Below are 14,030 nucleotides of genomic sequence, written 5' to 3'. Positions count from 1 at the left end.
GTGCAAAGATACCAACTAAAATTTATTTTCGAAAATTGAACTCCCGCTCCATTCTTTCTTTCTTGTTATTGCTGAATCTGCTGCTACTGACTTCCTGCACAGACTCTGATGTAAGCGATCGCGATCACCTGGTCTTCAGGTATAATGAGCATGCCAACATCACATCGCTGGATCCGGCATTTGCAAAAGATCAACGGAACATCTGGCCGGCTCATCAGCTTTACAATTCTCTGGTAAAACTCGATAAAAACTTATCCATCGAAGGAGATATTGCGCGTAGCTGGACCATTTCTGAAGATGGCCTGACCTATCAATTTGAATTGCGGGATGATGTCTTCTTTCACAAACACCCTGTTTTTGGTAAAGACTCGACAAGACTGGTTGTGGCTTCTGATGTGGAATACAGTCTGAAACGCCTCACCGATCCTCAGGTGGCTTCACCCGGAAGCTGGGTGATGTCTGATGTCAAACGCATAGAAGCCCTCAATGATTCTCTTATACAAATAGAACTCAAACAGAAATTTCCTGCTTTTCTGGGCTTGCTAACATCTAAATTTTGTTCTGTTCTTCCTGTGGAAATGGATCAGCTCGATTTTCAAACCTCACCTCTTGGCACCGGGCCTTTCAAATTTAAGCGCTGGGAAATAGGAGAAAAACTGGTGTTGAGAAAAAATAATTTGTATTTCAAAACCGATGCCGAAGGAAATGCTCTGCCCTACCTGGAAGCTGTAGCCATAAGTTTTTTGCCCGATAAACAAAGTGAATTTTTAGCTTTTGTACAAGGAAAGCTGGACTTTCTTAGTGGACTGGACCCGTCTTATAAAGATGAACTTATTACTGTAGATGGCGAACTCAGTACAAAATTTGAAACGGATATCGCCATGGAAAAAAGTCCATACCTCAATACAGAGTATCTGGGCTTCTATTTAGATGCAGATAGTAAAGAAATGAAATCCAAGGCCTTTCGCCTGGCGATCAATTACGCTTTCGACAGAGACAAAATGATTAAATACCTGAGAAATAATATAGGAATCCCCGCCCATAGAGGCTTTATTCCTGAAGGGCTTTCGGGACGGGCACACATTCAGGGCTATACCTTTCAACCGGAAAAAGCCAGGAAATTGATTCAGAAATTCAAAGATGAAACCGGCATAAAGGATCCTAAACTTATCATCAGTACAAATCCATCTTATATAGACCTGGTGGAATTTATACAGAAGGAAGTTCAAAGAATTGGTGTTGAAGTAGAAATTGACGTCATGCCGCCTTCCACCATTCGTCAAAAGCGTTCTGCGGGGCAACTGGAAACCTTCAGAGCGAGCTGGATTGCAGATTATCCCGATGCCATCAATTATCTGTCTTTGTTTTACAGCGCCAATTTTTCTCCCAATGGTCCCAATTACACGCATTTCAAAAATGAAACCTACGACAGGCTTTATGAAGAAGCGCTGAGCCTGACCAAAGATTCATTGCGATATGAGTTGTATGCAAAAATGGATTCTTTATTGATTGAAGAAGCGCCCGTGGTTCCTTTGTATTATGATGAGGTGGTTCGTTTTAGATCTAAAGCTGTAAAGGGATTGGGTATCAATCCGTTCAACCTGTTAGATCTTTCCGAGGTTAAAAAAACCAGGTAGAGCGCCTCTGAATTGAGCTTTTCTAAGTATTCCTTTTCTATCTTTGAAAAAAACCATCTTATGGATATTTCAAGTTTAATCATCGTTGGGGTTATAGCTTCAGTTTTGGGGTTTATCATCGCCAAATTAATAGACCGCTCCTCCATTTTAAAATGGCAAACCACCTCGTCACATTTTGAAAAACTCTATACCGAATCGCTTCAGCGTGAGGAAAAAGTAAAAGCCGAGTATCTGAAAGTAAACGAAAAGCTACAGGCGGAATTGAAATCGGAAGTCAGTGAACGTTATCAAATTCAGAATAAATTTACTCAGAAAGAAACCGAACTCGAAGGACTACAAAGGCAATGGACCGAGCAAAAAGCAGAGATGCAGGCCCTGCAAAAGAAATTTAGCGAAGAGTTTGAAAACTTAGCCCAGCGCATTTTGGAGCAGAAGTCCGAAAAGTTTACGCAGGAAAATAAAAGGAACATCACCCATATCCTGGAACCTTTGAAGGAAAGACTCCAGTCTTTTGAAACTAAAATCGAAAAAACTAACACCGACTTTCTACAAGGTCATTCGCAGTTGGGCGAGCAACTCAAGCATTTGAATGAGCAGAATTTAAGAATATCTGAAGAAGCCAATAACCTGACTAAAGCTTTGAAAGGCGATAATAAAACACAGGGGAACTGGGGTGAAATGATTCTGGAAAAGGTATTACAGAAATCAGGTCTTGTTAGAGGAAGAGAATATGAAATTCAGCAACATTACAAAGATGATAACGGCGTGAGTAAGCTGCCTGATGTTGTGGTGTATTTGCCAAACGAAAAGCTGATGGTCATCGACTCCAAGGTCAGCTTAAAGGCTTATGAAAACTATATCAATACGGAAAACGAGCATGAAAAACAGACTTACCTTAAAGCTCATGTCAAGTCTCTGGAAAGTCATCTCAAAGGTTTAAAGGAAAAACGATATGATTTACTGGGGGGTGAATCCTCTCCCGATTTTATACTGATGTTTATTCCTGTGGAACCGGCTTTATTCCTGGCTCAAAGTGAAAATTCTAACTTTTTCTATTCTGCTTTTCAGGATAACATCCTGATGGTAAGCCCTACGACTCTTCTTTCTACACTGAGAACGGTGGATATGGTGTGGAGTAACGAAAAGCAGCAGCAAAATGCACTCGAGATCGCGAAACACGCCGGAGATTTGTACGATAAATTCGTGAATTTAATTGAAGGACTCGATGCTGTTGGAAATCGGATAGATTCCACAAAAGCAACTTTCGATCAGGCCATGAAAAAGCTGACAGGCCAGCAAAATCTTATAAAAGATGTAGAAGCCCTTAAAAATCTAGGGGTCACTTCCAAAAAAACAATCGATCCTAAATGGATTACAAACCCGTAAAAGCAAACTCATGACCAAAAAATTTAAACACAGTTCAGAATCTGCAGTAGTACTCAGTCAATTGATGCTTCCCTCCCATTCCAACTTCGGAGGAAAAATTCACGGAGGATTTATTCTATCCCTGCTGGATCAGGTGGCTTTTGCCTGTGCTTCCAAGCACTCCGAAAATTACTGCGTCACCGCAAGTGTAGACAGGGTAGATTTTTTGAATCCGGTAGAGGTTGGAGAACTCCTGACTTTGAAATCCACTGTTAATTATGTAGGAAGAACTTCCATGGTAGTCGGTGTACGCGTTGAAGCTGAACATATACAGGATGGATCCAAAAAACACTGTAATTCCTCCTATTTTACGATGGTTGCGAAAGATGAAAATGGAAAATCTATAGAAGTTCCCGGTTTGGAACTAAATTCTGAAGATGACTATAGACGTTTCATCAAAAACATCAAGCGAATGGAAAATAGAAAAAAATACGACGAGATCTTTTCAAATTTCACGTTTGATAAACGGGAGTTCCAGCAAATTTTGAAAGATTATAATGTGCAAATGAAATAATTATACAGGAGCACTTAATTTGTATTAATTCTAAATAAATATCTGAAATTGTTATTTTTTTAAAAAAAGATGATTTTTTTAAGTTTTAAAACGGTTTGTTTTAAAAAAAACTTCAATTCTATAAAACCGTAATTCCATTATATGTAACATTAAACAATAACACCCCCTTAATCTTAGGGGGTGTTATTGTTTAATACACACTTTATTGTAGTTTAACCCCTTCAAATACATGTAATATGAAAAAAATAGAAGCAATCATTAGAAAATCTAAATTTGATGAAGTCAAAGAGGCCTTGCATCAGGTTGAAGTCAATTTTTTCAGTTACTGGGATGTCACTGGAGTCGGTAATGAAAAAGAAGGACATGTTTATCGTGGTATTTCTTACAGCACAACCGATATACAAAGACGGCATTTATCTATTGTGGTCTCAGACGAGTTTATGGAACGAACCATTGAGGCGATTCTCGAAACCGCTTACACCGGTAAAGTTGGAGACGGAAAAATATTTGTTTCTGAAGTACTGGAGGCTTATAGAATTAGAACAAAGGAAAAGGGTAAAGCAGGAATAAATTAATAACCAATTTAAACATTAATCTATGGATTTAGGATTATTTACAGCAAACAACGTATGGATGATGGTGGCAACTGCACTTGTTTTCTTTATGCATACCGGGTTTGCTTTTTTAGAAATAGGTTTAACAAGACAAAAAAACACGATTAACATACTGTTTAAGAATATATTCATCATTACAGGCGGATTGTTACTTTATTATGCTTTTGGATTTAATCTGATGTACCCCGGTTTTATTGAAGGCGATCTGGGTATTTTGAAATTTGCAGGTTTTGGTTTGGAATCTCCTGAAGGAGGGGTCACTGCAGCTTATGCAGAAGGCGGATACACTTATTGGACAGACTTTCTGTTTCAGGGCATGTTTGCAGCAACCGCTGCAACCATAGTTTCCGGAGCCGTCGCCGAACGCATTAAAATTGGATCGTTTATGATTTTCACCATCCTCTATGTTGGTTTGGTCTACCCTATCATTGGATCCTGGAAATGGGGAGGTGGCTTCCTGGATTCCTGGGGCTTTTATGATTTTGCCGGCTCTACCCTGGTCCATTCGGTTGGCGGCTGGGCAGCCCTGGTTGCCATAGCTATCTTAGGAGGCCGAATAGGGAAATTCGGAAAGGACGGTAAACCCAAAGCTATTCCTGGTCACAGTATCCCGCTTGCCACAGCCGGTGTTTTAGTGCTCTGGCTGGGCTGGTTTGGATTCAACGGCGGATCTGTACTATCGGCAGACCCAGAGCTGACTTCCCTGGTTCTAGTCACAACGAGCCTTGCTGCCGCAGCTGGTGGATTTGGAGCCATGATACTCAATACAATACTCTATAAGAATTTAGATTTAACCATGTTTTTAAATGGTATTCTGGGAGGTCTTGTAGGCATTACCGCCGGAGCCGACCTTATGTCCCCAAATGAGGCGGTCGTTATTGGTTTAATAGCTGGTTTAATAATCGTTCTGGGAGTAGCGTTCATCGACAGGCTAAAACTGGATGATCCTGTAGGCGCGGTTACCGTTCACCTGATATGCGGTGTCTGGGGAACCCTGGCCGTAGGTATTTTCGGTTCCCTGGCGAGTGGTGGCCAGCTGCTGACCCAATTGTATGGAGTTTTGATTATTGGCGGCTTTTGTGTAATCAGCTCAGGGCTTATTCTTTTAGCTATTAAAGCCACCATAGGTTTGAGAGTTTCTAGAGAGGAAGAAATTGCAGGTCTGGACTTACATGAACACGGTATGGATGCCTATTCAGACTTTAGAATCAATGAAAATTAGAACATTCAAATCGAACCGGCTAGCAGTGAATTATCAAGCATGCTAAAATCAATACCTGCCGAAGCTTCTCCTGGCAGAAGGAGGTAACAATAATGAATCTTTCTGCCATTTATCCATGAGCTCCAAAAATTGGATATCGGTTTTTGGAGCTTGTTTATTTAAGGAACCCGATTGAAATTCTCTTTGCAGGATATCTTCGATATAGAAATCTTCCTTAACTGTTGAAGGCTGATATTCTTCTTTTAAGGATATATTGAAAAAACTGGCTGTTGTATTATACCAAAAGGCTCTCCAGCCCGATCTTAAATCTTTAACCAAATCAAAGGTGGTTTCGCCGGTTTGCCGGTGAATTAATTTTACCAGGATCTGGCCTTCAGTTTTGGTCAGTTTTTTTAATTCTTCTGTGAATTCTTCCTCCACATACTTTTGAATTATCAATGTATATTTTCGCTTTTTCCGTTTAGACTTAATATTTTCCAGGCGCTGATTTAAGATTTCAAAGCGCTCAGAAGCCAGTCTGGCATAAGGCCAGACTTTTTTCGTTTTTCGTTTAAGTATAAGGTAATCTCTGAACTCGTCTCTGTTTTTAAAGTTCAACTTTGGTAAAATAATGACTTCATCGAGCTTAACTTCGTCCACCCAGGCAGAGTCCTTGTCCAGGATCATAAATTTTTTTTGCCTTGGAATAGAATCCTCTGAGTTTCTTTTGTATTTGTATTCCTGAGCACCTAAGGATAAACTCAAAAGCAAACAAAAATAAGCAGTAATTTTCACGTCAATTTAATTTGTATAGATCTAATCTAAAATCATTCCAAAATTAAGGTTTCGTTTTTAACTATATCTCAATACTTTACTAAATTAGCGACTTAAAAACACGAAGATATGAATGATAATTCTCTGAAATTTTTAGAAAAATACTTAAATAACGCTGCTCCAACCGGTTATGAATGGGAAGGACAAAAATTATGGATGGAATATCTAAAACCCTATGTAGATGAATTCATTACAGATACCTACGGAACAGCTGTTGGAATTATAAATCCGGATGCCGAATTTAAGGTGGTTATTGAAGGCCATGCTGATGAAATATCATGGTATGTGAATTATATCACAGAAGAAGGACTCATCTATGTCATCAGAAATGGAGGAAGTGATCACCAGATCGCGACTTCTAAGCGTGTCAATATTCATACTAAAAACGGTATTGTTAAAGGTGTTTTTGGCTGGCCTGCAATTCATACACGTGACAAATCAAAAGAAGAAACGCCAAAGATTGAAAATATCTGCATCGATGTGGGTTGTTCCAACAAAGAAGAAGTTGAAAAACTTGGAGTGCACGTAGGCTGTGTCATTACCTATCCCGATGAGTTTTTTATCCTGAATAAGGACAAATTCGTTTGTCGTGGACTGGATAACAGAATGGGTGGCTTCATGATTGCTGAAGTTGCGCGAATGCTTAAAGAAAACAAAGTAGAATTACCCTTTGGCCTGTATATCACCAATTCAGTACAGGAAGAAATCGGGTTGCGTGGTGCTGAAATGATCAGTAATACCATCAAACCTAATGTGGCTATTGTAACCGATGTTTGTCATGATACCACGACTCCAATGATTGATAAAAAGAAGGAAGGCTTAACCAAAATTGGTGCGGGACCTGTCATCAGTTATGCGCCGGCCGTTCAGAATAAATTACGCGAACTGCTTATCGATACCGCAGAAAAACACAACATCCCCTTTCAGCGTCTTGCGGCAAGCAGAATGACTGGAACGGATACGGATGCCTTTGCTTATAGCAATGGTGGAGTTGCTTCCGCATTGATCTCTTTGCCTTTAAGGTATATGCACACCACTGTAGAAATGGTGCATAAAGCGGATGTTGAAAATGTGATCAAATTGATCTATAACTCCTTACTGGAAATTAAAAATGGGGACAAGTTTAGTTATTTCGAATAAAAACGAACTTGAGCCATGAAAAAAAGCCTGTCTCCAAAACGTAATGGAAACAGGCTTTTACTTTATAAGAGGTATACCTCTATTTTTTTGGGGGTTGTGATGGTCTAACTTCTACCTTGCTCGGTAGAGTCCTTGGATTCATTTTGAATAAATCCACAACCATTTCACCTAAATCTTCCGGTTGAATCTTCCAGGCATCACTTTCATCAGGTGTATTACCATTGAAATGCGTCGCTACTGAACCTGGCATAATCGTGGACACGTTTACACCGTGATCTCTCAAGTCCAACATAACGGCCTGAGTAAAGCCTGTAACACCAAACTTACTGGCGTTGTAGGCAGAGCCTTTTGCAAAGAAATTCGTTCCTGCCAAGCTCGATATGGTTATGAAATAGCCTTTGCTTTTCTTCAGAGCGTCTACACTGGCCTTTATGGAGAAAAATACTCCCGTCAGATTGGTGTCAATGGTTTCATTCCACTGCTCTTCAGTTAGGTCCTCGATACTGTGGTAATGCCCTAGGCCTGCATTGGCAATCACATAATCCAATTGACCAAATTCCTTTAGAATCTTATCGACAGCCTCCTGCTGAGAGGACATGCTTCTTACGTCAGCTTCAATTCCAATGGCTTTTGCATTAGCATTGGAACTCCTGAGTAATTCTGCAGCTTCGTCTGCGGAAGATTGAGAACGGCTTGTAATGGCGACGTTTACGCCTTCCTTCATCAAGGCATCTGCAATTCCAAATCCTATACCTTTGCTTCCTCCTGTAATATAGGCAACTTTATTTTTCATGATATGTATAATTTTATATGGACTTTAAAGTTACATGCTATAAAACAAGTTATTCCTGATTTTATATAGTTTTAACGTCAGCATTACTTCATTTAAAATTACTTTTGAATCAAATTTCAATTCATGTCCAGACCCGGCCTTAAAACAAAAAAGCTCAACCGATTTAAAAAAGCTTCAGTTTTTGGAGTTTCAGTCATTCTGCTTCTGTTCTTGTTATTTTTTGGAAGTGTATATTTTGGCTTTTGGGGTAAAGTTCAAAACGAAAAGGATTTGGCGAATATTCAGCAGGCTGAAGCTACCGAGATCTTAGATTATAAAGGCAACATCATTGACAAGCTTTATAAATACAACCGGCAATCTATTTCTTATTCTGAAATTCCTAAGCACCTTATTCACGCACTCGTCGCAACCGAAGATGCCAGGTTTTACGAACATGATGGTGTGGATAAGTATAGTCTGCTGCGTGTCTTTTTTAAAAGCATACTCTCCGGAGATAAATCCTCCGGGGGTGGAAGTACCATCACTCAGCAATTGGTCAAAAACATCTATGGCAGAAACGTTTATGGCATCTTCAGTTTACCAGTAAACAAACTAAAGGAAAGCATCGTTGCCAGACGCATTGAAAAGATGTATTCCAAAGAAGAAATCCTAGAACTGTATCTCAATACAGTCCCTTTCAGCGGTAATACGTATGGAATAGAAAGTGTAGCCCGATTGTTTTTCAGCAAGACAACTTCAGAATTAAACTTACAGGAATCGGCGACCTTAGTGGGGACTTTAAAAGCAAATCACTCCTACAATCCCAGATTATTCCCAGAGCGCAGTCAGTTAAGACGCGATGTTGTCATTTCTCAAATGCTGAAATACGGTTACCTGTCATCAAAAGAAGCAAATCAAGCTATGTCTGAACCCATTCAGCTCAGCATTTCAGAAAAGAACACATACCAAAGGCAATATTTTATCGACCTGGTTAAGGCTGAAGTGGAAAGAGTATTAAGCGATATCAAAAAGGAAGACGGTACGGCTTACAGTATTGAAGAAGACGGCTTACAGATTCACACCACCTTAGATTTAGGTCAGCAAAAGCTCTTGGAAAATTCAGTTAAAAATCAAATTGAGTATCTGCAACCCCTGTTTGAAGCTGAATATGGAAATGCCCCACCCTGGAAAAATGAAGAACTGCTTCTTAAAATAGCAAAGCAAACCAAGACGTATCAGGCTTGGAAGGCTCAGAACTTATCTGCTAACCAAATTTTAGACAGTTTAACAAAGCGTAGACCTGTAGAGGTTATAGATCAAGGTAAATCCACTGTATTACAACTATCTATACTGGATAGCTTAAGCTATAACTTAAAGCAAATCAATGCTGCAAGCTTGAGTATTGACCCTGAATCAGGCAGGATTTTGGCTTATGTAGGCGGAGCAGATTATCGGCTTTCAAAATTTGATATTATTGAAAATTCCAAACGCCAGGTTGGATCAACCTTTAAACCCGTGGTGTATGCAAGCGGACTAAAATACGGATTGAGACCCTGTGATTATATTTCTGCCAAAGAGATCACTTATACCAATTTAGACAACTGGAGTCCTCAGAATTCAGGCAATGCGGAAAAAGATCCGTATTTGAATTATTCACTAAAATACGCGCTAACCAACTCCATCAATACGGTGAGCGTAAAAGTCCTTGAAGAAGCAGGTATTTCCAATACCATAAACCTGGCAAAAAGCATGGGGATTACCTCCAAACTGGAAGAACAACCGTCTTTAGCTCTGGGGACAGCTGAACTAAATATGAAAGAACTGGCTAAGGTTTATTCCAGTTTTACCAGTCAGGGCAAGGTTCCGCAACTCTATTTCATCACCAAAATAACTTCAAAAACAGGAAAAATCATAGCTAAATTTGAGGCCAAACCCCCACAACCTTCAAACCTGGACCCTGAGCAAAATCGACTTCTATTGGCTATGCTGGAAAATGTTGTCCAGGAGGGAACCGCCAAACGCCTGAGAACAACTTATGGCTTAACTCAGGATATCGCCGGAAAAACCGGAACCACACAAAAAAATAAAGATGGCTGGTTTGCAGCGGTGACCCCCAAACTGGTGAATATAACCTGGGTTGGCCACAACAACGCAAGCATTGGATTCAAGTCGACGAGACTCGGACAAGGGGCAAATACAGCCTTACCCGTTTTCGGCAGACTCTACCGGGCCATGGCTAAAGAGGCTCAGTATGATTTTATTACTGAAGCACGATTTTCAGGTTTAAGTCCTGAGCAACAGGAAGCTTTAGATTGTGTGAGCGAAAAACGAGATGGGTTTTTTAAACGCCTGTTTTCGAATGATAAAACTGAAAAAAGATTTGACAAAAAGACAGAAGAAGAACAGGAAAAGAAAGGTTTTTTCCAGCGTTTGTTTGGCAAAACTAAAGACTGAACTCACCTGTACTCTACCAGTTGAATATTTTGCCGGTTTGAATTCCCTTCTTCATTAGAAATATACATTCTACCCTTAGAATCAAAGGACAAGCCTTCAGGTTGCTGAAAGTGTTTTGGGTTTAGTAAATGAAATTCCTTTGGCAAACCTTCTTTACCGATTACTAGTAATTTTGGAGGCTTCGAAGACAATATAAAAATTTCACCATTCTGGGGATGAACGCTAAGTTCTGAGGCATGGAAATCTTCAACCTTAATCTCAAAGCTACGAGTTTTAAAAAAAGCCTGTTTGTCAGTTAAAGTCAAAAAACAATCTTCAGCAATTTTAAAATTTTCGGCATTCATTTTATAAACGCTAAAGACTTTACATTGTTTTGGCAGATTTTTTTCTTTGGGAATTGTCAAAAACGAATTTGTTTTAGGATGAAAATCCAGGCTTTCCATGTCATTGGAAGACTTAAATTGGGTTGTAAACTCTTCAATTTGTTTTCTATCCGATTCAAAATTCGAGACTTTATAAACTCTACCGTTACTTTCCATGATAAACGCAGTAGAATCCAGAACTCTAATGGATTCATAATCCCCACTCGGTCCAAATTTGATTTCGTTAATGACCTGACCCAGGTTTAAGTCATAGATAAAAATAATCCCTTCCTCATCCTGTATGCAGGCCATTTTTGAATCACTTAAGTGACTTATCCCAGAGATCTCCCGAAGTGAATCCGGCAGTTCCCAGGTTTTTAAAACGATAAGATCCCTGGAATAGGTTCTATCAGGCTTAACATACACATACAGGACTCCTGCAAAAAGAAGAATTCCACCGATTATAAAAATCACATATAAATTTTCTTTCATGCTGCTAATGAGACGGTTTTAAAAGTTTATAAATGATGCTAAATGTGTAAATTTGCAAAAAAATCACCCATGAATGAAACGGAGATGGCTAAATATTTTTACGAGCTTCTAAAGTCTTCAGATTACTTTGGAGAGACGGCCTCTATTTATCTCAATGCTTTATTGAATGCCGTAGTCCTGCTTATACTGAGTTATGTGGCTTTTAAAATATTCAGATACATAGCTATACGCATTGTTAAAAGTCTCGCTAATAAAACCAAAACTACCTTTGATGATTATCTGGTCAAGAATAAAGTCTTCGTATACCTGGCTAATTTTGCTGTATTATTTTGTATTCTGGAGCTAATTCCACTTGTTTTAATCGATTTTCCAGAATCTGAAATTTATTTTGAAAAATTAATTGAAGTCCTTATCATTTTTGTCAGCATCTGGATTCTAAGGTCCATCTTCATGACTTTTAAAGATTACCTGAGAACTTTTGACACCTTTAAGGACAAACCTATTGAGAGTTATATCCAGGTTTTTATGATCGTGATTTGGATTGTGGGGATAATTATTGTCTTTTCTGCGATTACCGGTCAGCCCTTATTTAAATTTTTAACTGCACTAGGTGCTTTTTCTGCAGTTTTACTTTTGATCTTTAAAGATACCATTTTGGGGTTTGTTGCCAGTATACAGGTCACTGTGAATGATACCGTAAGACTTGGAGACTGGATTACCATGGAAAAATATGGTGCAGACGGGGATGTTTATGAGATAAACCTGGCTTCTGTCAAGGTGAGAAATTTCGATAATACCATCACCACTATACCTACCTATTATTTGATCTCTGATTCTTTCAAAAACTGGCGGGGGATGAGTATTTCCGGGGGAAGACGAATCAAGCGTTCCATCCTGATCAAAGCCAACAGTATCAAATTCCTTTCTGAAAGTGATATTGAAGAATTGAAAAAAGTCAAACTCATTTCAACATATATTCAGAACAAGCAGCAGGAAGTCAATGAATACAATTTAAAACATGATGTGGACAAATCAGTTCAAATTAACGGGAGGAATCAGACCAATTTTGGAGCATTCAGAGTTTATATAGACCATTATCTTGAACAGCATCCGGATATCAACAAAGACATGATGATGATGACAAGACAGCTTGCTCCCACGGCAGAGGGTATCCCTTTAGAACTATATGCCTTTTCCAAAGATAAGGTTTGGGCCAATTATGAACGCGTCATGGCTGGGATTTTCGATCATTTACTGGCTGCCATTCCTTATTTTGAACTTGAGTGTTTCGAGTATCCTTCCGGGAGAGATCTAAAGTCGCTTTCAGCACCTTTTGAATCCCAGAAAGATTCATGAAGGATTTTATTTATTTCATCAAAGGGAATTTTAGGAAATTGAGCTTTGGCTGGGCGCTTACGTTTTTGTCTAGTTTTGGTCAGACCTACTTGATTTCCCTCTATGTCACTTCCATTTCATCAGAATTTGCTGTTACTGAAGGTAATTTCGGAGCTATTTATGCCATCTGTACAGTCTTAGCTTCATTCATCATGCTGACTGTTGGTCATACAGTTGATCATGTTTCGGTTAAAAAAGTAACTGCATTTACAGTTATATGCCTGGCCTTTTCGTGTATTTTGATGGGGATTTCCTATCATATCGCATTTGTATTCATAAGTCTTGTAGGCTTGCGTTTAACAGGTCAGGGTATGCTGAGTCATATCAGCATGACCATTCTTTCAAAGTTTTACGATAAGAACCGCGGTAAAGCCTTGAGTTTTTCAAGTCTTGGTTTCTCCTCTGGTGAAATTGTCTTGCCATTGTTACTCGCCTTCGTTATTGCCTGGTTCGATTGGCGCTGGGCCATGATAGGTTCAGGAATCCTATTGCTTCTCTATTTGATAAGACTTTATTTTACAGATTTGGATCACTTCAATAAGCAACTCAGCATTGGCAGACCCTCATCTTCGGGCTTAGTCAGGGATTTTGGAAAGATTATAAGCGACAGGAGGTTCTTAATTTTGATGCCAACCAGTTTTGCCATAAGCTTTACCGTGACAGCTGTTATTTTCTATCAGTATGTCTTTGTAGCGCAAAAGGGATGGTCTCCACAATTGTATGCTGCTTTTTTTACCGGTTACGCCATAACCCGATTGATTTTTTCGCTTGCCGGGGGGCTTTGGGTGGACAAATTCACCGCTAAAAAAATGTTCCGATTTTATCTTATCCCCATCAGTTTAGGTTTGTTGGCTTATGCCCTTATCCCTAGCATTTTTGGAGCGCTGATATTTCTGTTGTTGATGGGCATTACGGTAGGCATGTCCGGGACTATAAAGTCTTCCATATTAGCAGAGGTATATGGAATAGAGAAATTAGGAGCCATCCGCAGCCTCTTTACCATGTTTATGGTGATTAGTACAGCTTTAGGACCATTAATCGTGGGATGGATGATCGATGGCGGGTTGAGTATAGAAACTATAATGCTGAGTTTGTTTGCCTTTCTGGTATTGTGCCTATTGAATGCACAGCGCATCAAAGCAGTGGCAAGCATTTCTGAGTCTGATAATTTAACAAATACTTAATTAATT

The 14,030-nt window shown here is 39.3% G+C and carries 12 protein-coding genes; 9 read left to right on the top strand and 3 right to left on the bottom strand.

The window, feature by feature from the left end:
* Positions 1-35: 35 nt before the first annotated feature.
* From G3567_RS09135 to G3567_RS09115, 5 genes are all read left to right on the top strand, one after another.
* Positions 36-1,637 (top strand): ABC transporter substrate-binding protein, encoded by a 1,602-nt coding sequence (locus G3567_RS09135; protein ID WP_235923534.1) that lies wholly within the window; start codon positions 36-38, stop codon positions 1,635-1,637.
* Positions 1,638-1,697: 60 nt separating this feature from the next.
* On the top strand, positions 1,698-3,023 hold the full coding sequence (gene rmuC / locus G3567_RS09130) for a DNA recombination protein RmuC (RefSeq protein WP_164005020.1): 1,326 nt from the start codon (positions 1,698-1,700) through the stop codon (positions 3,021-3,023).
* A gap of 10 nt (positions 3,024-3,033) precedes the next feature.
* Positions 3,034-3,576: an acyl-CoA thioesterase gene (locus G3567_RS09125; RefSeq protein ID WP_164005019.1), complete on the top strand. Its 543-nt coding sequence runs from the start codon at positions 3,034-3,036 to the stop codon at positions 3,574-3,576.
* 236 nt (positions 3,577-3,812) lie between these two features.
* The gene (locus G3567_RS09120; protein ID WP_164005018.1) at positions 3,813-4,151 is read left to right on the top strand and encodes a P-II family nitrogen regulator; all 339 of its coding nucleotides are present in this window, start codon (positions 3,813-3,815) and stop codon (positions 4,149-4,151) included.
* A 22-nt stretch (positions 4,152-4,173) separates the two neighbouring features.
* Positions 4,174-5,412: an ammonium transporter gene (locus G3567_RS09115; protein ID WP_164005017.1), complete on the top strand. Its 1,239-nt coding sequence runs from the start codon at positions 4,174-4,176 to the stop codon at positions 5,410-5,412.
* A 48-nt stretch (positions 5,413-5,460) separates the two neighbouring features.
* On the opposite strand, the gene G3567_RS09110 is transcribed toward G3567_RS09115, so the two are convergent.
* Positions 5,461-6,186, bottom strand: coding sequence for a DUF4294 domain-containing protein (locus G3567_RS09110; protein WP_317164171.1), 726 nt, complete (start codon positions 6,184-6,186; stop codon positions 5,461-5,463).
* 108 nt (positions 6,187-6,294) lie between these two features.
* On the opposite strand from G3567_RS09110, the gene G3567_RS09105 reads away from it, so the two are divergent.
* Positions 6,295-7,365 (top strand): M42 family metallopeptidase, encoded by a 1,071-nt coding sequence (locus G3567_RS09105; RefSeq protein ID WP_164005016.1) that lies wholly within the window; start codon positions 6,295-6,297, stop codon positions 7,363-7,365.
* Between the two features lie 79 nt (positions 7,366-7,444).
* Here the strand turns inward: G3567_RS09105 and G3567_RS09100 are convergent, their stop codons facing one another.
* Positions 7,445-8,158, bottom strand: a complete 714-nt coding sequence (locus G3567_RS09100) for an SDR family oxidoreductase (RefSeq protein ID WP_164005015.1) — start codon at positions 8,156-8,158, stop codon at positions 7,445-7,447.
* A 123-nt stretch (positions 8,159-8,281) separates the two neighbouring features.
* Between G3567_RS09100 and G3567_RS09095 the strand changes: the two genes are divergently transcribed.
* On the top strand, positions 8,282-10,591 hold the full coding sequence (locus G3567_RS09095; RefSeq protein ID WP_164005014.1) for a transglycosylase domain-containing protein: 2,310 nt from the start codon (positions 8,282-8,284) through the stop codon (positions 10,589-10,591).
* A gap of 2 nt (positions 10,592-10,593) precedes the next feature.
* On the opposite strand, the gene G3567_RS09090 is transcribed toward G3567_RS09095, so the two are convergent.
* On the bottom strand, positions 10,594-11,445 hold the full coding sequence (locus G3567_RS09090) for an SdiA-regulated domain-containing protein (RefSeq protein ID WP_164005013.1): 852 nt from the start codon (positions 11,443-11,445) through the stop codon (positions 10,594-10,596).
* 42 nt (positions 11,446-11,487) lie between these two features.
* On the opposite strand from G3567_RS09090, the gene G3567_RS09085 reads away from it, so the two are divergent.
* Positions 11,488-12,801: a mechanosensitive ion channel family protein gene (locus G3567_RS09085; protein ID WP_235923533.1), complete on the top strand. Its 1,314-nt coding sequence runs from the start codon at positions 11,488-11,490 to the stop codon at positions 12,799-12,801.
* A complete protein-coding gene (locus G3567_RS09080; protein ID WP_164005012.1) occupies positions 12,798-14,024 on the top strand; it encodes an MFS transporter in 1,227 nt (408 codons plus the stop codon). The genes G3567_RS09085 and G3567_RS09080 overlap by 4 nt, the downstream gene beginning before the upstream one ends.
* Positions 14,025-14,030: the final 6 nt, after the last annotated feature.

The sequence above is a fragment of the Psychroflexus aurantiacus genome, assembly GCF_010820555.1.
Taxonomy (GTDB): Bacteria; Bacteroidota; Bacteroidia; order Flavobacteriales; family Flavobacteriaceae; genus Psychroflexus; species Psychroflexus aurantiacus.
Note: the sequence above shows the minus strand (reverse complement) of the source record. Positions and strands in the feature narration are given on the sequence as shown.

Bases quoted from the DNA above. Each gene is read 5' to 3' on its own strand.
- G3567_RS09120 (WP_164005018.1), top strand. From the start codon at position 3,813: ATGAAAAAAATAGAAGCAATCATTAGAAAATCTAAATTTGATGAAGTC.
- G3567_RS09100 (WP_164005015.1), bottom strand. From the start codon at position 8,158: ATGAAAAATAAAGTTGCCTATATTACAGGAGGAAGCAAAGGTATAGGA.
- G3567_RS09085 (WP_235923533.1), top strand. From the start codon at position 11,488: ATGTGTAAATTTGCAAAAAAATCACCCATGAATGAAACGGAGATGGCT.
- G3567_RS09105 (WP_164005016.1), top strand. From the start codon at position 6,295: ATGAATGATAATTCTCTGAAATTTTTAGAAAAATACTTAAATAACGCT.
- G3567_RS09115 (WP_164005017.1), top strand. From the start codon at position 4,174: ATGGATTTAGGATTATTTACAGCAAACAACGTATGGATGATGGTGGCA.
- G3567_RS09095 (WP_164005014.1), top strand. From the start codon at position 8,282: ATGTCCAGACCCGGCCTTAAAACAAAAAAGCTCAACCGATTTAAAAAA.
- G3567_RS09125 (WP_164005019.1), top strand. From the start codon at position 3,034: ATGACCAAAAAATTTAAACACAGTTCAGAATCTGCAGTAGTACTCAGT.
- rmuC (WP_164005020.1), top strand. From the start codon at position 1,698: ATGGATATTTCAAGTTTAATCATCGTTGGGGTTATAGCTTCAGTTTTG.
- G3567_RS09080 (WP_164005012.1), top strand. From the start codon at position 12,798: ATGAAGGATTTTATTTATTTCATCAAAGGGAATTTTAGGAAATTGAGC.
- G3567_RS09090 (WP_164005013.1), bottom strand. From the start codon at position 11,445: ATGAAAGAAAATTTATATGTGATTTTTATAATCGGTGGAATTCTTCTT.